The organism is Brenneria sp. g21c3 (assembly GCF_040240345.1).
In the GTDB taxonomy this organism is placed as follows: domain Bacteria; phylum Pseudomonadota; class Gammaproteobacteria; order Enterobacterales; family Enterobacteriaceae; genus Brenneria.
Genome location: NZ_JBEIAB010000008.1, coordinates 143,979 through 162,017, shown reverse-complemented (window position 1 = coordinate 162,017; position 18,039 = coordinate 143,979). Strand labels below are relative to the sequence as shown.

Here is an 18,039-nt window from a genome sequence, read left to right as displayed (position 1 = left end):
ATATAAAAAACAACAATGTAACCCGATAAATATCCAGAGACAGGCAGGCAACAATCGAACAAGTCCCCGCTAACTTCGCCAACCCAGCCGCCGGGGAACCCGGTCTGTCCCAACGTTGGGCGGTTCACAGCGGCGCAGGCTCAATTGGAGCGAGCCGACGCCGCTGCCGTAACGGGAGCGGGAGAGAAACGGGCTTACCAGTGACCGAGCACTTTCCACCACATGCCGCCGACAACCAGCCAGATAGGAATGATCACCAGGCTGACAAAGAAACCGATCTTCCACCAGGTGCTTAACGGCATGTAGCCGCAACCGAACAGAATCGGCGCCGGGCCGCTGGAGTAATGGGTCGTGGACATAAACAGGTTGCTGAAGATACCGAACACCAAGACCGTCAGCATCGGCGGCGCGCCCGCGGCCAGCGCAATCGACACGAAAATGGCATACATGGCGCTGATATGGGCAATCGCGCTCGCCATCAGATAGTGGCTATAGTAGTAAACCAACAGCAGCAGACCCAGCATCGGCAGCCAGTGCATACCGCTTACGGCGTTTCCCGCCATACTCCCCAGCCAGGCGATCAATCCCATCTTGTTCAACTGACCGGCCAGCGTCATCAGAACGGCGAACCATACCACGGTATGCCAGGCTTCTTTTTCACTGACGACGTCGTCCCAGGTCAATGCACGGCTCAATAGCAGCACGCTCAGGCCGGCCAGCGCCGTCAGCGTCGGATCGATCTTCAGCGTCGAGCCAAGCACCCAGAACGTGACCAGTCCCAGGAACACGCCCAGAACAACCCATTCGTTGCGGCTCATCGGCCCCATTTCGCGCAGACGTTCCACCGCAATCGCACGCATTTCGGTGGTCGTTTTCAGTTCAGGCGGATAGAAGCGATAAATCAGATAAGGAATCAGCGCCAGTGAGAGGATACCAGGCAACAGCGTGGCCAGCGCCCAGTCCGTCCAGGAGATATGAATACCGAACTGCGACGCCAGCTTGGCGACCATCGGGTTACCGGCCATGGAGGTCATGAACATGGCGGAGGTCACGGCGTTACACTGGAAAATGGACTGGACCAGAAAGGCGCCGATACGGCGTTGCGTTCCCTTTTCCGGCGTCGAATCATAGGCTTCGGAGATAGAGCGGAACAACGGGGTGATAATCCCGCCGCAGCGCGCAGAGGTTGACGGCATCGCCGGGGCAAACAGCAAGTCGGTAAAGACCAGCCCGTAGGCCAGCCCCAGAGAGCTATTGCCCAACTTGCTGATAAACAGCAAACCGATGCGCCGGCCAAAGCCGGTTTTAATAAAACCGCGGGAAATAAAGAACGCGCAGGCGATCATCCAGATGGTCGGATCGCTGAAGCCGGCCAAAACATCTTTGATGGACAACAAGCCCAATATTGACACCGACGTCAGGCTGAACATCGCCATCGCGCCCAACGGGTATGGAGAGAGGATTAACCCCACCACCGTCGCGATAAAGATAGCCATTAAGTGCCAGGCGGAGGGACTAACGCCAGAAGGAACCGGGAGTAGCCATAACCCGCCGGCGATACAGATGATAACCAGAAGCTTTAACAACCTGCTGTTATTTGCAGACATAAAATACCACTCTTCATTATTAATACGGAATTCGTTAACTAATAACGGATGTCCCGTGCGGAGGAGTTGGTATTTCTTATTCTTCCTTCATCACCCTGCTGGTTAATACAATATTAACTATCGCAACAGGAAACATCAGCCAAAAAAAGACAAGCTAGAAAATAAGGGCAAGCGTGATTTCCCCGCCCACTAAATTCTGATAAACCATAGGAATATAATAATGTAACACCGTGACATTCAGTGATTATTTTACTTAATAAATATATTTATTAGCTTAATTATCATGTTAATCATTTCAAATCACGCATTAAATGCGCTAAAATTAACAATTAATAAACATTAAATTAACTAAAGTAGCCAATACCGAAAAACATAAGACTTGCTTTTTATGTGGTTATTCATCTCCTCCCGCCACAATATAAATGGTCATTTTTATTTATTTTCGATTGCTCAAAAAAAATTGTAAAAATTAGAGCGATCTCTCTTTTTTATTTATTTCACTAGCACAGGAAAACATTATTTCTCACACGATCACATCGCCCAAAATAAAACCGCCAGAATTTGCGGCGACATAATACGCAAAAACATGGCTAACGGGTACACGGTGGCATACGACAACGCCGCCGCGCCGCTGGTGGCATGCAGCCCATTGGCAAACGCCAGCGCGGGGGGATCCGTCATTGACCCGGACAACATGCCGCACAGCGTCAGATAATTCATGTTGCTGACGACACGCGCCAGCACCCCGACGATCAGCAAAGGAATGATGGTAATCAACGCGCCGTAGCCAATCCACCAGATACCATCCCCGTACAGCAGCGTATCGACGAACGCATCACCCGACTTCAGCCCGACAACCGACAGGAACAGCACGATCCCCAGCTCGCGCAGAGCCAGATTCGCGCTGGGCGGCATAAACCAATACAGCTTCCCGATACCGCCGATACGCCCCAGAATCAAGGCGACCACCAGCGGCCCGCCGGCCAGCCCCAGCCGCAACGCGGCCGGGAAGCCGGGAATGAACAGCGGGATCGATCCCAACAGAACGCCGAGGCCGATGCCGATAAACACCGGCAACATTTGCACCTGCTGGAGCTTTTGCTGCGCATTTCCCACGATATCGGCGACCGCGTCAATCGCGGCTTTACGCCCCACCAGATTCAGAATATCGCCGAATTGCAGACTGGCGTTGTTGCTGGCGACCAGTTCGACGCCGGCGCGGTTAAGGCGGGAAATCACCACATCGTAATTTTGCTTCAGATTCAATTCACGGATCTTGCGTCCCAGGACTTTCTCATTGGTTACGACGACCCGCTCAACGTGCAACTCGGTGCCGCGAGTCGACAGCGAAGCGTCCACTTCATGACCGATCACCAGCCGCGCCTGTTCCAGATCGCTTTTCGCCCCCACCAGATGCAAATAGTCTCCCAGTTGAATAATGGTGGCCGGAGAAGGCACCATCAGCTCATTACCGCGCTTCAGGCGGGAGCAAACAATGGCATCAAGATTGAGAACCGGCACATCCTGGATCGCCAGTCCTTGCAGGTTGGTATTCTCTACGGACACATTCATGGTATGCAGCTGTTCATGATGTATGCCGTTATTGCTCTCAAATTGCCGGGCTTCCGCATCAACCGCCACGCGAAACACAATACGCATGATCCACATCACCAGCAAAATGCCGCAGATGCCTAACGGATAAGCCATGGCGTACCCTATCCCCATCTGATTCACCAGTTCGGCATTGGAACCGAGGTCGGTCAGGATTTGCTGGCCCGCCCCCAGAGAAGGGGTGTTGGTCACGGCGCCGGAAAAAATGCCAAGAATAATGGGCAAAGGAACGTTGAAGATTTTATGGATGATGACGGTCACCACGCAGCCGAGAAATACCGTCAGAATGGCGAAACCGTTGAGACGCAGGCCGGAAACGCGTAGTGAAGAAAAAAAGCCCGGCCCGACCTGAATACCGATGGTATAGACAAACAGGATGAGCCCAAATTCCTGAATAAAAAGCAGCATGTCGTCATTCAGCGTGAACTGGTAGCTCTGGGCGAAATGCCCGACGATGATGCCGCCGAACAACACGCCGCCGATGCCTAACCCGACGCCGTAAATTCGCCAGTTGCCGATCCATAAGCCCAGAACAGCCACCAGCGCCAGCATACTGACGGTCAGCGCGATATCACTCATACTTCGTATCCTTTCTGGCGCGAACGCATCTTATTGAGGAGTGAAGCAAAAATAAGCGGTTCAGCAAGGCATCAACAGCGAGTGTCGTAGATTCTGGCAGAATGGCACGGCGGGAAACGTGGCGGGCAGCACAAAAAACGCCCGCTGCCGGGTCTGGCGGCGGGCGCAACAAGCAAAACAGAAAATTACGACTTATCGTCGGCGGAGGATTGGGTTTCAACCGACGGCCGGGTTAATTCCGGACGCGCGCCGCCGATGGCAATCCGCTGCGGCTGCAAGGCTTCCGGGACTTCACGCACCATATCGATATGCAGCAACCCGTTTTCAAACTTCGCCGCGGCAACATGCAGGTGTTCCGCCAGCGTAAAACTCAGAGAGAAGGGTTTGAACACCAACCCCTGATGCAGGTACTCCACTTTTTCTTCCGGCTGCGTCGGACTGCCTTTCACCGTCAGACGCGGCCCTTCTACCTCAATGTCCAGATCGCTTTGCTGAAAACCGGCCAACGCCAGCGTGATGCGATAATGGTTATCGTCTTTTTTCTCGATATTATAGGGAGGAAACTCAATAGGTTCCTGACTGCCTTGCATCGAACTGGCTAATTTGTCAAAACCGATCCACTGACGCAGTAAGGGGGATAAATCATAGTTACGCATACTCGTTACTCCTTCTATGAAGCGAGACAATCTCTCCCAGTCACGGCAAGGTGACTGGGTTCGTCCCCATTCGGCGGACGAGAGTGATATGAATTCGTTACGCCATGGCCGCAGGCGTTGGCATCGCTTATTTAATTTCGATCCGGCGCGGCTTCAGCGTTTCCGGCACAATGCGTTCCAGGTCGATATACAGCAACCCGTTTTCCAGATTGGCGCCTTTAACCTGAATATGTTCCGCCAGCTGGAACTTGCGCTCAAAATTACGCTCGGCGATACCCTGATATAAGTAGTTGCGGGCCGCGGGCTCACCGGCATGCGCGCCTTTCACGATCAGTAAATTATCGTGCGCGGTGATCTCCAGTTCCTGCTCGGCAAAACCGGCGACGGCAATGGCGATACGGTATTGGTTTTCGTCGACCAGCTCGACATTGTAGGGGGGATAACCGCCATTACCCTGGGTCTGGCCCGCTTCCAACAGATTGAATAAGCGATCAAAACCAATAGCGGAACGATAAAGCGGTGAAAAATCGGGGTTACGCACAATAAGCCTCCTAAAGATTCAGCGAGGATTCACAATCAACCTTCCCTAAGGACAGGCCGTCGCCCGGCTAGATACCCTTCCGGCATATCTTTCTCTCCGAACTTGTCATAAAAGTGGTGGCCGTTCCCGGATTTTCAATAGGCACAGAGAAAAAATTGTCGCTTTTCATGCAAAATTCACCGATAAGATTACTGTTATCACATACACTTAAATCATTAGATGCGGTAACGTAACCCAGATATTCGCCCATCAGGCCGCGAGCGTCATGGATTTGCCGGCGCGGCCGCGGGGATGCCGATGTTTTTGCGCAGGATCCGGATGATGGGAATCAATAAAAAATGCGGTGGTTTCAGGTAATAAAGTGATATTGAGAGTCAGGGCGGATACGCCCTCCCTACCCCTAACGGACGGTAAGTATGGCTATGCTGAAAAGTGCTTTATTCTCTTTCATCATCACCGGCAGCGGAATGATGGCGACAAGCGGTTGCTCCAGCGTCATGACGCACACCGGCAACAATCAGGGGTACTATCCGGGAACGCGCGCCAGTCTGGATATATTGCGCGATGACGACACCAGTTGGGCGATGATGCCGCTGGTCGCGCTCGATCTGCCCTTCTCCGCCGTCGCGGATACGCTATTGCTGCCCTATGACTACTACCGTGCGGACAGTGATAAAACCACCACGCGCGACCGCATTTTACAAAGCGAGCAACAGAACCAGACCGCCAGCTCGCAAATCGCCACCGAGCCTAACAATCAGCTATAGGCTTATTCACGCCATGCCCGCTTTTACAAAGCGCGCTCAGCTTGGCGTGACCGCCACGACAAAGATCTGATTAAAACCGTCTATTTCCCGCATATAAGCGATATGCCGCCCGTCCGGAGCGAACACCACCGCATCCGCGCTGGGCGCCTTTGCCGTGCGAGCGGTCTGGCGAACTAATTTCCCGCTGTCGGCATCGCACAACATGATGCTGTTATCACAAACAAACGCTAATTGACGGTCATGCGGATGCCAGTTAAAAGCTGACTGAATACCGGATTCAGTATGCGTAATCTGCCGGGGCTCGCCGCCGTTGGGCGAAACCGACCACAGTTGCACAACTCCCGCATCGTCTTTCATCAAAAAGGCAATCTCGCCGCCGTCCGGCGAGGCGCGCAACCAGTGACGGGGCTGATTCACCAGGCCGGGATAACGACGATGATGGGTAAACGTCAACCGCCGCTGTTGCACGCCCAAAGGCGGAGCCGGCAGCGTCGTCGACGTACCCGCCAGCGGCGCATCGCCCTCTCTGGCATAATCGGCCGACTGCTCGGGTAAATCGACAAGGAACGCTTCAGGAACTTTCTCTCCGTCGGCCGATTGCGTATCGCCAATAAAGGCCAGCGCCCAACGCTGCCGCGTGCCATCTTGTCGACGGTAGCCGGCCGAACCGACCCAGCCCTCTTCGTAGGCGCGATTTATGTCGTCGCTGCCAGGTCGGGGATGCGGCGTGGTGCGGCTGACCAGCACGCAGTAGTGGCTGCCGTCATACTCGCGAGGATGTTGTTTCACGATCGACACCGGACGCAGCGGCACGGCAACGCCGACATTGCGTAAATCCAGCGACGGATCGTACTCATGCAGCACATGATCGTTATAGGTAAAGCTCAGGCGACTGCCGTCCGGGCTGAAGACATGGACGTGCGAACCTCCGCGCAGCGCTCCCGCCTGATAAGGCGGCGTAATCGAAAGCGCATCCAGCGTTATCGCGCCGTCACGCGCGCTATCATTGACTATCACGCCCCGGCGGTGATGGAAATCATACCGCCAGCGGCTATCGGGATTTTCCGGGCCGTGGATAAACACATAGCGTAGCGGCGCCACCGGGCTACAGGTTACGACGCCGACATGCGCGCCCTCTCCGGCCTGATAAATCACCTCGCTTTCCCGATTATGAATGTTGACCCGCTCAATCGTCGTCCCGGTAAACGAAGAGCCTTGCGGACGAACGTCATAAACCAGCCAGTCCCCATCGCATGACCAGACATTAATATTGGTAATTTGGTGTCCGTTAGCACTAAATGTTAACTGATTCTCATCATGCAAGATATCACCCCAAAAATTAACAAATTTCAATATATTGTAAATATATTTCAGTTTTATGTATAAGCATTTGTTTTACATTTAAAAAATAGCAACAAGTAAAGCCTTACTCATTCAAAAAAACTGAACATAGACATCAGAAACATTAGATTTTTAATGTATCAACATCGGCGTAACCTTATTTACATCGAAAGGAGATGACCTTTCATTCACTCATTAAGAACAGGATAAAACATTATGAAAAACGTAAAAACCATCGCCGCCGCCGTTGTACTCGCTACCCTTTCTTTTGGCGCTTCCGCTGCCGATTATGTCTCTGCGCAGCAGGCTCAGGGATTGGAAAAAGTGGGAGTGGTTACCGCTACGGCACTGGATCTGGACTCGCTGAAAACGCAACTGGCTGAAAAAGCGGACAAGGCCGGCGCCAAAGCCTTTACCATTACTTCAGCATCCGGTGGCGACCAACTGCGCGGTTCAGCGGTAATTTATAATTAATCCGTTGGCTACCATACAGATTCATCTGCCCTCTCCGGATTGTCCCTCTGGGCAATCCGGTTCTTTAAAAAGATAAACGGGTTCTACGGCATTAACCGCAGAACCCGTTTTTTATCGTAATTAACTTAAGGAACGGGCGTCACCAGCGGTTGTCCGGCAAACCAGGCGTTGACGTTTTCCATCACCAGACGCGACATCTCTCTGCGCGTCGACCAGGTCGCACTGGCCATATGCGGCGTGACGACCACATTCGGTTTTCCCAGCAATCCTGCCGGCACATTGGGTTCATGGGCAAAGACATCCAGACCCGCGCCGGCAATCGTTCCCTGTTCGATCGCCTCGACCAGCGCCTGTTCATCCACCACCGAGCCGCGAGAAATATTAATCAGCATCCCATCCGATCCCAATGCGCGCAATACGTCGCGATTGACCAGGCAGTGGGTATCCGAGCCGCCCGGCGTGCATACCAACAGATAATCACTGGCGGCCGCTAACGCTTCGACCGTCGGATAAAAAGCGAAATCCACATCGCTCACCGGCTGACGGTCGGTATAGGCGATGGTTAAATCAAAGCCGGCTGCGCGTTGCGCCACCGCCCGGCCGATTCTGCCCAGGCCGATAATCCCCAGCGTCGAACCGGAGACTTTCCGCGTCCACCGATAGGATTGCTGTTTCCAGCCGCCTTGCTGAATGAAGTTTTGCGCGTCCACGATCTGTCTGGACGTCGCCAGCAACAGTCCCAGCGCCAGATCGGCGACATCGTCGGTCAATACGCCGGGCGTATGCGTCACCGCAATACCTCTCTCTTTCGCCGCCGCCACATCCACGCCGTCATAACCTACGCCGAAAACCGCGATCAGCGCCAGATTAGGCAAGGCGTTAATGAAATCCCGCGTCACTACCGCTTCGCCGTTGGTGATCACAACGCGAAACTCCGACGCCAACTGCGAGAATTCGGCTGGCGACAAGGCGGCGCTTTCATACACGTCATACAGCGCATTCAGCTCTTCATCCAACTGTGCCGGTAGCGATGCCTGCTTTAATATTTTATGTTTCATAATTAACCTTTAGCCTTAAAACTACGAGAGTGAAGAGACCGACTCTTTCCGACCAACCGATTTACCGGGACGGGCAATAATAATGCCGATAATTCCCCCGATGATTAACGCCGCCGCGACAATCAACAATCCATATTCATAACTGTTTGTCGCATCCTTTATTCTTCCCAGAATAGGAGGCAACCCCAGGCCGGCGAAGTTAGCAATCGCATTAATAAACGCAATTGACGCCGCCGCCGCCACGCCCGCCAATTTTTCTGTCGTGACGGCCCAAAATATCGGGGTTAATGCAAAGTTAAAGCCGACCGTCAGCACCAGAAGAATATAGGCGACAAACAGGTTGCTGGTATAAATAGACGCCGCCAGCAATAGCCCGGAAAGAATAAGCGGCAGCCCCATATGTAATGACCGTTCTTTAGTCAGATCGGAGTGACGCCCATTCAAATACATAAAGATCGTAGCGAAAATAAAGGGTACGGCCGATAACACGCCGATAATGAAATTACTCTGATCCGTTACGACGCTTTTTATAATCAGCGGCAGGAAGAGCGTAATGCCAATAGAACCGAATGCCTGCAAGAACCAAACCACGCTCAGCAGCAATACGGTTTTATTTCTTAATGCGCTGCCCCATGAATGCGTTTTCCCTACCTCAACGCCGGCATTATCTTTTTTCAACTGGGTCGTTAACCAGTTTTTCTGCGATTGGCTCAGCCAGTCGGCATGTTCCGGCGTATCCGGCAAACGCCACAGAACCAGGCAACCCAGGATCACCGCAGGGATCCCCTCAATGGCGAATAGCCAGCGCCACCCGGCGATATCGGCGATCCCATGCATATTCAGGATACTGCCTGAAATCGGCAAGCCAATAACCGAAGCCAGCACAGAACCCATATAAAAGAACGACATAGCCCGCGCGCGGTTACTTTTCGGGAACCAGCAAGAGATATAATAAATGATCCCCGGCGTAAACCCGGCTTCCGCCATGCCTAATAGAAAGCGCATCACATACAATTGATTGGCGCTTTGTATAAATGACATACCGGCGCTGACGATTCCCCAGGTTATCATAATGCGGGCAATCCAGATGCGCGCCCCGACTTTGGTCATTAAGATATTACTGGGTACTTCAAATATAATATAAGAAATATAAAACATTCCCACGCCGAGTCCATACATACTGGCGGACAGGCCCAGATCGGCATTCATTTGCAATGCGGCGATGGATATATTGGTTTTATCCAAATTAGCGACAAAATAACAGATAATTATAAATGGTATTATTTTCGCATTAAGTTGCTTGAGGGTTGAAGAGTACAGATCGGCAGTCATTATTTATTACCTCAAATAATAGGGTATTCAGTATTACAGCAATAACAGGCCGTGCCACTGAATACACAGTGACCATTAAAATAAATTTAATTGTTATTAACTACGTGTTATTAATATTCCCTGTTACCATTCAGCTACCGCGCCATCAGGATAACGCCATACCGGATTACGCCAGTCCGGCGCATTTTTACTGCGTTCTATCACCAGTTCTTCATTAATTTCCACACCCAACCCCGGTTTATTTAATGGATAAAAATGGCCGTCGGTCATGGCGAAGTCCTCTTTATTCACCACATAGTCCAGCAGTTCCGCGCCTTTATTATAATGAATGCCCATGCTTTGCTCCTGGAATACCGCGTTGCGGGAAACAAAATCCAGGTGTAAACACGCGGCCAACGCAATCGGTCCCAGCGGGCAGTGCGGCGCCAGCGCCACATCATAGGCTTCCGCCATCGCGGCGATTTTAAAGCATTCGGTAATGCCGCCCGCGTGGGATAAATCAGGCTGAATAATCGCCAGACCGCCGTCCGCCAGCACGCGTTTGAAATCAAAACGCGAGAACATCCGTTCGCCGGCCGCAATCGGCAGATGCGTTTGGGCGGCCAGCCGCGGGTAATATTCGGCTTGTTCGGCCAAAACCGGCTCTTCAATAAAGAGCGGGCGATAAGGCTCCAGCTCCTTGATCAGGATTTTCGCCATCGGCGCATCAACACGCCCGTGGAAATCCAGCCCGAACTCAATACGATTGCCGAACGCTTCACGAATTTCCGCCACCACCGCCACCGTGGCGTCGACTTTGCGCGAGTTATCAATGATGCCCATTTCTTCACAGCCGTTGAGCTTGAAGGTATCAAAGCCAATCTCGGTCAGTTTGTTGATGCCGGCAATCACCTCCGCGGGACGATCGCCGCCCACCCAGCTATAAGCCTTGATTTTATCCCGCACCAGACCGCCCAGCAGTTGATAAACCGGCACGCCCAGCGCCTTACCCTTGATATCCCATAACGCCTGATCGATACCGGCGATGGCGCTCATCAGAATCGGGCCGCCGCGATAAAAACCGGCACGGTAAAGCACTTGCCAGATATCGTTTATCCGCGCCGGATCCTGACCAATCAGATAATCGGCAAGCTCATGCACGGCGGCTTCCACCGTGCGCGCCCGTCCTTCAATCACGGGCTCGCCCCAGCCGACGATGCCTTCGTCCGTTTCAATTTTCAGAAACATCCAGCGCGGCGGCAATCGGTAGGTCGTCAGTTTGGTAATTTTCATTGAACAGCATCCTTATAAGCTTTAACAAATGCATGCGCTTGTCGTGCAGTCACATCGACAGACTGGCCGGCGCGGTAAAGATCGCCGCCCAGCCCGGCGCCGATACAGCCGGCGCCAAGGTAATCCGCCAGATTCGCCGGCGTCACGCCCCCGACGGCAAACACCGGGATGTCGGCGGGCAACACCGCCTTCAGCGCTTTGATGTAGCCGGGACCAAAAGAGACGGAAGGGAAAATTTTCAACGCCTGGGCGCCGGCATCCAATGCGCCAAACGCCTCCGTCGCCGTCGCGCAGCCGGGACAAACCGTCATGCCATACTCAACCGCGCGACGGATCACCGCCGGGTTGGTGCTCGGCGTCACCACCAGTTTGCCGCCGATATCCTTCAGTTCATCGACCTGTTGCGGCTGCAGCACCGTACCCGCGCCGATCAGCGCCCGGCCGCCGAAATGCTCAACCGTCAGTTGAATGCTGCGGTAAGGCTGCGGCGAGTTCAGCGGAATTTCCACCGTATCAAAACCGGCCTCCAGCAACGCGGCGACATGTTCCACCACCTCTTCCGGCGTAATGCCGCGCAGAATGGCGATTAAGGGAAGATCAGTATGCCAACTCATTCACAATACTCCTTATGCCTGCCTGAAAAGCCTGGTCGCCATCGAGCGACTGAAAGCGCAGCCCGGCCTGGTGCAAGGCCTGTTGGTAACGCGCGCCAAGCGCCGGATTACCGATAATGGTGACGCTCGCGCCGGCGGCGATCTGATACTGACGCTGCATTTGTGCGACTTCATTGCCAATCAGCAGCCCGGATAACCAGTCGCCGACGGCGCTTTTTTCCAGCCGTCCCAGTACGTGCGCCGCACGGGTCTCAAACAGGCAACGGAGGATATTTTCATCGGCGAACCCCAGCTCCAGCCCGCGCTGAAACACGTCGGGAGCCGACTGCTGCTCGCCGATGCCGACGCCGATCAACGACTGCTTTATCAGCAGGTGATGGAGTTCGCCGGTCATTACCGTGCGAAAATCGGTCACGGTGTCGCCATCGGCCAACACCCACTTCGAGTGCGTACCCGGCATCAGATAGATCGATGACGGACATTCTCGATAGGCGCCGATCAGTTGCGTTTCCTCGCCGCGCATCACGTTGCAGTTATCTGCCCGTTCAATGCTCAGACCGGGAACGATCCAGGCCGCCAGCGGTTTCGCCGCCTCAACGCGGGTTAAGCGGCGCGCCACCTCCGTCAGGCGGGTCGGACACGGCAGGTAGGGCGCCGACAGCCAACCCGCGTTGCTGCCGACCATCCCGGCCATCACCACCGGCACGTCATGTCGCCGCCAGGGCGCGACCGTGTGCTGAAAAACCTGTTGCGCCGTCTGGCCGTTTAAACGCGTTACCCCTGCTTCGGATCGCGTCTCATCGACACAGACGCCGTCCAGATAAAGCCAGGCGCGCAGATTGGTTGATCCCCAGTCAATCGCGATATAACCGTCATTCATGTAATATCCTTTAACCGTTTGGTCGAACTGGCGATCATGCCCAACGCCGCCCGTTCCGCTGCTTCAACGTCCTGATGCCGGATGGCATCATAAAGATCCTGGTGTTCACGCAATGTTCGCGGCATATTTTCGTTATCCGGCATATAGGTGCGTTCAAATACCGCCCGTTGCAACGAGCTGATGGCCACACTCAACTGCTGCAACACCGGGTTATGCACCGATGCCAGCACCGCCTCGTGAAAACGGATATCCGCTTCATTAAACGCATCACGATCCTGGTGGTGCGTAATCATGTCGTTCAGCGCCTGTTCAATCACCGCCAGTTCGCTGGAGGTCGCCCGTTCCGCCGCCCAGCGGGCGATAGCCGGTTCAACCAGGTTGCGCACTTCGCTCATCGCCCCAATCAGGCGCGGGTCATAATCGCTGCTCAGCACCCATTGCAAGACGTCCGTATCCAGGTAGTTCCACTGGTTGCGCGGCGCGACGAATGCGCCGCGATAGCGTTTAACCTCGATCAGGCGTTTCGCCATCAGCGCGCGGAAAACTTCGCGAATAATGTTGCGCGAAGTCTGGAACTCTTCACACAGTTCCGCTTCCGCCGGTAAAGGCGCGCCCGGCGCGTACTTACCGCTAACAATCTGTTGACCCATAGCCAGAATGATGCGGTCGGTTTTGCTTAGTTCATGTTTGTTCATCGTCACCTCAGCGAATAAAAACAGGTTGGTCCCTCTCACGGCTACTTTACCCGCCGCGCCGCCGAACGTCGCTGAAGTGCTGCACAATATTCATCACCAGTGCTTCTTCTTGCGAGTGATTGTAGTACTACATATATATTTAGTACTACAATCTGGATCACAAAATCGGCAATTTAACAAAATATCAATAAATACTCTCGACAGATTTTTACAGATGGTCGACCCGCGCAGGCGGCGCAAGCCGGCAGGAGGCGTTTCAGAGAGAAGACGAGGATGCCGTCGCTGGCGATTCGGGAAAGGAAGTGCGGATGACCGACCATACGGCCGCGTTGTCAGCCGCCTGCATCCCTTTTCTTTTTCCCTTTTTAACTTTCGAAACCAAAAATTGAGATTTAAAAAATCCGCGCAAGGCCTGTTATGTTTATCACTTCAATGTTGCAAAACATCACTTTATTTTAACTTTTGGTTATAAGTGGTCTAGGTACAGGTGATATTCATGATGAAGGATTCAACGAAAGCGCCAAGCTTGGGAACATCACATCAACGTCAATCAGGCTTACACAATGTACTGCGACGCTGGCTGGCGGCGGCGGTCGCTTTCAGCGCGCTATTGACGGGCATCGCCCAGGCGCAGGATGCCGCGCCGGCGCAGTTTCGCATCGGCTATCAAAAAGGGTCCGTTCCGCTGGTGCTGGCCAAATCCCATCAGTTGCTGGAGAAACGCTTTCCGCAGACCAGAATCAGCTGGATTGAATTTCCGGCCGGTCCGCAAATGCTGGAGGCGCTTAACGTCGGCAGTATCGATCTGGGCAGTACCGGCGATATTCCGCCCATTTTCGCCCAGGCCGCCGGCGCCGACCTGCTGTACGTCGGCGTGGAGCCGCCCAAACCGCTGGTTGAAGTGATTCTGGTGCCGGAAGAGAGCCCCATCAAAACCGTCGCCGATCTGAAAGGTCATAAAGTCGCCTTCCAGAAAGGCTCCAGTTCGCACAACCTGTTGTTGCGCGCATTGCAAAAGGCCGGTCTTAAATTTACCGATATCAAGCCCGCCTATCTCACCCCGGCCGATGCGCGCGCCGCCTTTCAGCAAGGCAACGTCGACGCCTGGGCCATCTGGGATCCCTATTACTCCGCCGCCTTATTACAGGGCGGCGTCCGGGTGCTGGCCGACGGCACCGGTCTGAACAAGACCGGCTCCTTCTATCTGGCGGCCCGCCCCTATACCGAAAAATACGGCGTTTTTATCGGTCAGGTGCTGGAGGTGTTGACCCAGGCCGATGCGCTGACGCAAAGCGATCGCGCGCAGAGCATCAGGCTGCTGGCGAACGCGGTCGGTCTGCCGGAAAAGGTGATTGAGACCGCGCTCAGCCACCGTCCGCCTTCCTCCATCAAACCGCTGGATGCCGACACGATCGAAGCCCAGCAATATACCGCCGACCTGTTCTATGAAAACAAACTGGTGCCGGTGAAAGTGGATGTCGCGCAACGCGTCTGGCGGCCTCAGTCCCAATCACATTGATGCCGGGTAGTCCGGAAAAATCGACCTAACCCTGGAGATAATGCAATGAGCCTTAACGTATTCTGGTTTTTACCCACCCACGGCGACGGCCGCTACCTCGGCAGTTCGGAAGGCGCGCGCCATGTGGACCACGGTTATCTGCAACAGGTGGCGCAGGCCGCCGAGCAGCAGGGATTCGGCGGCGTCTTGCTGCCCACCGGCCGCTCCTGCGAAGACTCCTGGCTGGTTGCCGCGTCACTAATCCCGGTGACGCAGCGGCTGAAATTTCTGGTCGCGCTGCGTCCCGGCATCATCTCGCCGACCCTTGCCGCGCGACAGGCCGCCACGCTCGATCGGCTGTCGAACGGCCGCGCGCTGTTCAACCTGGTCACCGGCGGCGATCCGGAAGAACTGGCCGCCGAAGGGTTGTTTCTGGATCATGAAGAACGTTATGAGGCATCCGCCGAATTCACCCAGATCTGGCGCCGGCTGCTGGAAGGGGAAGCCGTCGACTTTGACGGCAAGCATCTTCAGGTGAAAGGCGCGAAACTGATTTATCCTCCGGTGCAGCAGCCGCGCCCGCCGCTCTACTTCGGCGGATCGTCCGAGGCGGCGCAGGATCTGGCGGCCGACCAGGTCGATCTTTATCTCACCTGGGGCGAGCCGCCGGCGCAGGTGAAGGAAAAGCTGGATGCGGTGCGCGCCAGAGCGCAGGCCAAAGGCCGTCAGGTGCGCTTCGGCATCCGCCTGCATGTGATCGTGCGGGAAACCACCGAGGAAGCCTGGCAGGCCGCCGATCGGCTGATTTCACATCTGGACGATGACACCATCGCCGCGGCGCAGGCCGCCTTCGCCCGCTTCGACTCGGTCGGACAACAGCGGATGGCGGCGCTGCACGGCGGTAAAAAGGACAAGCTGGAAATCAGCCCGAACCTGTGGGCCGGGGTGGGACTGGTGCGCGGCGGGGCAGGCACCGCACTGGTGGGCGACGGCCCGACGGTGGCGGCGCGTATTCAGGAATACGCCGATCTCGGCATCGATACCTTTATCCTTTCCGGTTATCCGCATCTGGAAGAAGCCTATCGGGTCGGCGAACTGCTGTTTCCGCATCTCGATCTGGCGCATCCCACGCCGCTGCGCGCGGTGGAGGCGTCCGGAGAAACCGTCGCCAACCGCTATATTCCGCAAAAAGCGTCGCAGAGCTGAGGCGTTCGCCTCGGTTTAAAGGCGAGTCCTTTGCTTATGCGGCAATGGCGTCGCCGCTTTGCAAAGGTATGCGGGGGCGGTTGTCCCGCGAATCAGATGCCGTCCTCCCGCACCTGCACAAAATGGCCGGGAGAGACTTCCCGATAGCGCCGCGGCGGACAGACAAAATCAGGCGCTCTTACCGGACTTTTCAATTCATCGCTCGCCACGGCGCGCGCCGGCCGGGTGTCGGGATCGGGGATCGGCACCGCCGCAATCAGGCGGCGGGTATACTCATGCTGCGGATTGCCGAAGATGGCGGCGCGCGGCCCTATCTCGACGATCTCGCCCAGATACATCACCGCCACGCGATGGCTTATCCGCTCCACTACCGCCATATCATGGGAAATAAACAGGAAAGAGAGACCCAGTTGCTGTTGTAAATCCAGCATCAAATTGATCACCTGCGCCTTGACGGAAACATCAAGCGCCGAAACAGACTCATCGGCGATGATAATTTTCGGTTCCAGCGCCAACGCTCTGGCGATACAGACCCGCTGGCGTTGTCCGCCGGAAAACTGGTGAGGAAAACGCCCGGCCATCCAGCCTGGTAAACCGACCTGCTCCAGCAGTTCCCCGACGCGCGCATGGACCTCTTTTGCTCCGGCCAACCCATGCGCCAGCATCGGCTCGGCAATGGCGTCGCCCACCCGTATTCTCGGATTCAGGCTTTCGTAGGGATCCTGAAATATCATCTGAATGAGCCGACGGCGCTCGGACAGAGCGTGCTTATCCGCCGTCAGCAGATCCTGCCCCTGAAGCAGAATCTCTCCGCTATCTGCTTCAGTCAGACGGATGATTGACCGGCCGGTGGTGGATTTTCCACAACCCGACTCGCCGACCAGCGACAGGGTTTCGCCGGGCCATAGATCGAAAGAAACGTTTTCCACCGCATGCACCCGTCCGGACAAACGCCGGAAAAAACCGGCGCGGATATCAAAACGGGTCACCAGATTTTTCACCGCCAGCACCGGTTGATCGCCGCCAACGGTATCGACCGTCGCCGGTATCGGCTGCGGCTCGCCGGTACGGCGATCCACCAGCGGGAAACGCTGCGGCAAGTCGCTGCCCGACATGGCCCCCAATCGGGGTACGGCGGACAGCAACATGCGGGTGTAAGGATGTTTGGGATGATGAAAAATTTCTCTGGTGGCGGCGTTCTCCACCATTTCGCCCTGATACATCACCAGCGTGCGATCGGACACTTCGGCCACCACGCCCATATCATGGGTAATAAACAATACCGACATCCCTTCCTCTTCCTGAAGGGTTTTAATCAAAGCCAGTATCTGCGACTGAATGGTGACATCCAGCGCCGTGGTCGGTTCATCGGCGATCAGCAGTCGCGGATTGCAGGCCAGCGCGATGGCGATCACCACTCGCTGGCGCATGCCGCCGGAAAAACTTTGCGGATACTCATTTAATCGCGATTTTGCGCCGGGAATGCGCACCTTTTCCAGCAGGCGAACGGCCTCCGCCCTCGCCTGCGCGGCATTCATTCCCCGGTGGCGACGCAGCACCTCGGTAATCTGGTAACCAATCGGCAACACCGGATTAAGGCTGGTCATCGGCTCCTGAAAAATCATGCCGATGCGGTTGCCGCGCACATCCCGCATCTCGCGGGGCGATAAGGAGAGCAATTCGACGCCGCCGAAATGAATCTCCCCGCCGATCTGACTCTGCCCGGCAGGCAACAACCGCATAATGGATTTCGCCATCACGCTTTTGCCCGAACCGGATTCCCCCACGACGGCGACGGTCTCTTTCTCGCCGATAGTGAAAGACAGGTCGCTCACCACATTCATCCACTCGCCATTCACCTGAAAAGCCGTGGTGAGATGCGATACCGACATAACCGGCGACGTCATG

Annotated in this window: 16 protein-coding genes; 4 read left to right on the top strand and 12 right to left on the bottom strand. The window is 55.1% G+C overall.

Translation table 11 applies throughout. The annotated features are described in order from the left end of the window. Positions 1-194 precede the first annotated feature (194 nt). The 4 genes from ABRZ28_RS14185 to ibpA form a co-directional block, all read right to left on the bottom strand. Complete coding sequence (locus tag ABRZ28_RS14185) at positions 195-1,607, bottom strand: anion permease (RefSeq protein WP_319605040.1); 1,413 nt, start codon at positions 1,605-1,607, stop codon at positions 195-197. Positions 1,608-2,138: 531 nt separating this feature from the next. Then, positions 2,139-3,797, bottom strand: a complete 1,659-nt coding sequence (locus tag ABRZ28_RS14180) for a putative transporter (protein WP_330520602.1) — start codon at positions 3,795-3,797, stop codon at positions 2,139-2,141. A gap of 185 nt (positions 3,798-3,982) precedes the next feature. Beyond that, positions 3,983-4,453 carry a small heat shock chaperone IbpB gene (gene ibpB / locus ABRZ28_RS14175; RefSeq protein ID WP_330520601.1) on the bottom strand — a complete coding sequence of 157 codons (471 nt, stop codon included), beginning with the start codon at positions 4,451-4,453 and terminating at the stop codon, positions 3,983-3,985. Between the two features lie 127 nt (positions 4,454-4,580). Further along, positions 4,581-4,994 (bottom strand): small heat shock chaperone IbpA, encoded by a 414-nt coding sequence (gene ibpA / locus ABRZ28_RS14170; protein WP_319605037.1) that lies wholly within the window; start codon positions 4,992-4,994, stop codon positions 4,581-4,583. A gap of 416 nt (positions 4,995-5,410) precedes the next feature. Here ibpA and ABRZ28_RS14165 point away from each other — a divergent pair, with 416 nt between their 5' ends. After that, positions 5,411-5,761 (top strand): YceK/YidQ family lipoprotein, encoded by a 351-nt coding sequence (locus ABRZ28_RS14165; protein ID WP_319605036.1) that lies wholly within the window; start codon positions 5,411-5,413, stop codon positions 5,759-5,761. A gap of 36 nt (positions 5,762-5,797) precedes the next feature. Here the strand turns inward: ABRZ28_RS14165 and ABRZ28_RS14160 are convergent, their stop codons facing one another. Next, a complete protein-coding gene (locus ABRZ28_RS14160; protein ID WP_330520600.1) occupies positions 5,798-7,084 on the bottom strand; it encodes a YidR family protein in 1,287 nt (428 codons plus the stop codon). 234 nt (positions 7,085-7,318) lie between these two features. Between ABRZ28_RS14160 and bhsA the strand changes: the two genes are divergently transcribed. Further along, positions 7,319-7,576: a multiple stress resistance protein BhsA gene (bhsA, locus tag ABRZ28_RS14155; protein ID WP_319605034.1), complete on the top strand. Its 258-nt coding sequence runs from the start codon at positions 7,319-7,321 to the stop codon at positions 7,574-7,576. A 125-nt stretch (positions 7,577-7,701) separates the two neighbouring features. On the opposite strand, the gene ABRZ28_RS14150 is transcribed toward bhsA, so the two are convergent. The 6 genes from ABRZ28_RS14150 to dgoR all read right to left on the bottom strand — a co-directional run bounded on the left by ABRZ28_RS14150 (position 7,702) and on the right by dgoR (position 13,427). Then, positions 7,702-8,634, bottom strand: a complete 933-nt coding sequence (locus ABRZ28_RS14150) for a 2-hydroxyacid dehydrogenase (protein ID WP_319605033.1) — start codon at positions 8,632-8,634, stop codon at positions 7,702-7,704. Between the two features lie 21 nt (positions 8,635-8,655). Then, positions 8,656-9,966 (bottom strand): MFS transporter, encoded by a 1,311-nt coding sequence (locus ABRZ28_RS14145; protein ID WP_319605032.1) that lies wholly within the window; start codon positions 9,964-9,966, stop codon positions 8,656-8,658. A gap of 123 nt (positions 9,967-10,089) precedes the next feature. Then, positions 10,090-11,238: a galactonate dehydratase gene (gene dgoD / locus ABRZ28_RS14140; RefSeq protein WP_319605031.1), complete on the bottom strand. Its 1,149-nt coding sequence runs from the start codon at positions 11,236-11,238 to the stop codon at positions 10,090-10,092. Beyond that, positions 11,235-11,852 carry a 2-dehydro-3-deoxy-6-phosphogalactonate aldolase gene (locus tag ABRZ28_RS14135; protein ID WP_330520599.1) on the bottom strand — a complete coding sequence of 206 codons (618 nt, stop codon included), beginning with the start codon at positions 11,850-11,852 and terminating at the stop codon, positions 11,235-11,237. The genes dgoD and ABRZ28_RS14135 overlap by 4 nt, the downstream gene beginning before the upstream one ends. Then, positions 11,836-12,732 carry a 2-dehydro-3-deoxygalactonokinase gene (locus ABRZ28_RS14130; RefSeq protein ID WP_330520598.1) on the bottom strand — a complete coding sequence of 299 codons (897 nt, stop codon included), beginning with the start codon at positions 12,730-12,732 and terminating at the stop codon, positions 11,836-11,838. Before ABRZ28_RS14130 ends, ABRZ28_RS14135 begins: the two co-directional genes overlap by 17 nt. Beyond that, positions 12,729-13,427 (bottom strand): D-galactonate utilization transcriptional regulator DgoR, encoded by a 699-nt coding sequence (gene dgoR, locus ABRZ28_RS14125; RefSeq protein WP_319605109.1) that lies wholly within the window; start codon positions 13,425-13,427, stop codon positions 12,729-12,731. The genes ABRZ28_RS14130 and dgoR overlap by 4 nt, the downstream gene beginning before the upstream one ends. Positions 13,428-13,923: 496 nt before the next feature. On the opposite strand from dgoR, the gene ABRZ28_RS14120 reads away from it, so the two are divergent. Both ABRZ28_RS14120 and ssuD read left to right on the top strand, forming a co-directional pair. Beyond that, positions 13,924-14,946: a sulfonate ABC transporter substrate-binding protein gene (locus ABRZ28_RS14120; RefSeq protein ID WP_330520596.1), complete on the top strand. Its 1,023-nt coding sequence runs from the start codon at positions 13,924-13,926 to the stop codon at positions 14,944-14,946. A 45-nt stretch (positions 14,947-14,991) separates the two neighbouring features. After that, the gene (gene ssuD / locus ABRZ28_RS14115) at positions 14,992-16,131 is read left to right on the top strand and encodes an FMNH2-dependent alkanesulfonate monooxygenase (RefSeq protein WP_319605026.1); all 1,140 of its coding nucleotides are present in this window, start codon (positions 14,992-14,994) and stop codon (positions 16,129-16,131) included. Between the two features lie 92 nt (positions 16,132-16,223). On the opposite strand, the gene ABRZ28_RS14110 is transcribed toward ssuD, so the two are convergent. Then, a complete protein-coding gene (locus tag ABRZ28_RS14110) occupies positions 16,224-18,038 on the bottom strand; it encodes an ABC transporter ATP-binding protein (protein ID WP_330520595.1) in 1,815 nt (604 codons plus the stop codon). Between the last annotated feature and the right edge of the window lies 1 nt (position 18,039).

Excerpts from the sequence above, each read along its gene's own strand:
- ABRZ28_RS14185 (WP_319605040.1), bottom strand. The coding sequence starts at position 1,607 with ATGTCTGCAAATAACAGCAGGTTGTTAAAGCTTCTGGTTATCATCTGT.
- ABRZ28_RS14180 (WP_330520602.1), bottom strand. The coding sequence starts at position 3,797 with ATGAGTGATATCGCGCTGACCGTCAGTATGCTGGCGCTGGTGGCTGTT.
- ibpB (WP_330520601.1), bottom strand. The coding sequence starts at position 4,453 with ATGCGTAACTATGATTTATCCCCCTTACTGCGTCAGTGGATCGGTTTT.
- ABRZ28_RS14165 (WP_319605036.1), top strand. The coding sequence starts at position 5,411 with ATGGCTATGCTGAAAAGTGCTTTATTCTCTTTCATCATCACCGGCAGC.
- bhsA (WP_319605034.1), top strand. The coding sequence starts at position 7,319 with ATGAAAAACGTAAAAACCATCGCCGCCGCCGTTGTACTCGCTACCCTT.
- ABRZ28_RS14150 (WP_319605033.1), bottom strand. The coding sequence starts at position 8,634 with ATGAAACATAAAATATTAAAGCAGGCATCGCTACCGGCACAGTTGGAT.
- ABRZ28_RS14145 (WP_319605032.1), bottom strand. The coding sequence starts at position 9,966 with ATGACTGCCGATCTGTACTCTTCAACCCTCAAGCAACTTAATGCGAAA.
- dgoD (WP_319605031.1), bottom strand. The coding sequence starts at position 11,238 with ATGAAAATTACCAAACTGACGACCTACCGATTGCCGCCGCGCTGGATG.
- ABRZ28_RS14135 (WP_330520599.1), bottom strand. The coding sequence starts at position 11,852 with ATGAGTTGGCATACTGATCTTCCCTTAATCGCCATTCTGCGCGGCATT.
- ABRZ28_RS14130 (WP_330520598.1), bottom strand. The coding sequence starts at position 12,732 with ATGAATGACGGTTATATCGCGATTGACTGGGGATCAACCAATCTGCGC.
- dgoR (WP_319605109.1), bottom strand. The coding sequence starts at position 13,427 with ATGAACAAACATGAACTAAGCAAAACCGACCGCATCATTCTGGCTATG.
- ABRZ28_RS14120 (WP_330520596.1), top strand. The coding sequence starts at position 13,924 with ATGATGAAGGATTCAACGAAAGCGCCAAGCTTGGGAACATCACATCAA.
- ssuD (WP_319605026.1), top strand. The coding sequence starts at position 14,992 with ATGAGCCTTAACGTATTCTGGTTTTTACCCACCCACGGCGACGGCCGC.
- ABRZ28_RS14110 (WP_330520595.1), bottom strand. The coding sequence starts at position 18,038 with ATGACGTCGCCGGTTATGTCGGTATCGCATCTCACCACGGCTTTTCAG.